We start from the raw sequence: 914 nt of genomic DNA on the forward strand, positions 1-914 counted from the left end.
GGCGTAAGCGTGTCCAGCTCGTGTCCGTCGACCAGCACGCGGGTCGGTCCGGCTTTCCCGTCTGAGAGGTGGATCACTTGGAGGCCGGTGGCGGTGCCGTCCGGGTTTGTGAGGCGGTAGGACCACCATCCGGTGGCGGCCCGCCATCTCAGCCCGTCGGTGAGGCCCGACCAGGTGTCTTGCCCCTGGAACTGGTGGTCGCTTTCGGGCTGTTGCTCGCCGGCGGCAACGGCGTCGACGGTGCGGTCGTGCAGGGCGAGTGCGGCCTCGTCGGCCGCGCGCAGCTCCGCCCGTCGCTCGTGGAGGCGTTCTGGTTCTGCCAGGGGGAAGTAGAGGTGGTAGCGGGAGTCGTGGATGCCGGCGAACGGCACCAGGGTGACGGACTCGCCCGGTCGCGCGTCCACGTGGTCCAGGGCGAACGCCAGCCGGTCCGGGGCGAGTCGGCGCACGCCGGCCGCCGGATCGGAGGTGCTCCGGGCGAGTACGACGGGCAGGTGTTCCAGGGGGCGCAGCGGGCCGTCGGCGACGTGTCCCATCCGGGAGTCGTCGGCGAAATGCCCGACCAGGTCGTTCCGGTCGCCTTCGGCGGCGAGGACGGTGGGCCCGTAGCGGAAGGACACCCATGGTGAGCCGTCGGGGAGCAGTTCGGCGGTGATGCGCGGGTGAAGGCGCATGGTGATCGTGTCGCCTTCGCGCCACTGACGCTCCAGACGCAGGTATGTCAGGGGCTGTCCGTCTGCCGCCCCGTGGCGCGTCGTGAGCGGGGCGGGTCCGTCCTGGGGCGGTGCGCTGTTGATGCGGACCTGCGGTGTCCCTTCGTGCCAGCTGGGGACGCGGATGTGGATCGCTACGGGGGTGGCGGGAGCCTCGCGCACGACGAGTTTGACCTCGTTGTCGTAGGGGGCTGTCGCGGT

General features: G+C 71.2%; 1 protein-coding gene. It reads right to left on the reverse strand.

Annotated elements, in window-relative coordinates:
- On the reverse strand, window positions 1-914 hold a 914-nt coding region (locus H1D24_RS41575; RefSeq protein WP_181662964.1), incomplete at both ends, for a DUF4986 domain-containing protein.

It is taken from the genome of Streptomyces himalayensis subsp. himalayensis (assembly GCF_013778455.1).
Lineage (GTDB): Bacteria > Actinomycetota > Actinomycetes > Streptomycetales > Streptomycetaceae > Streptomyces > Streptomyces himalayensis.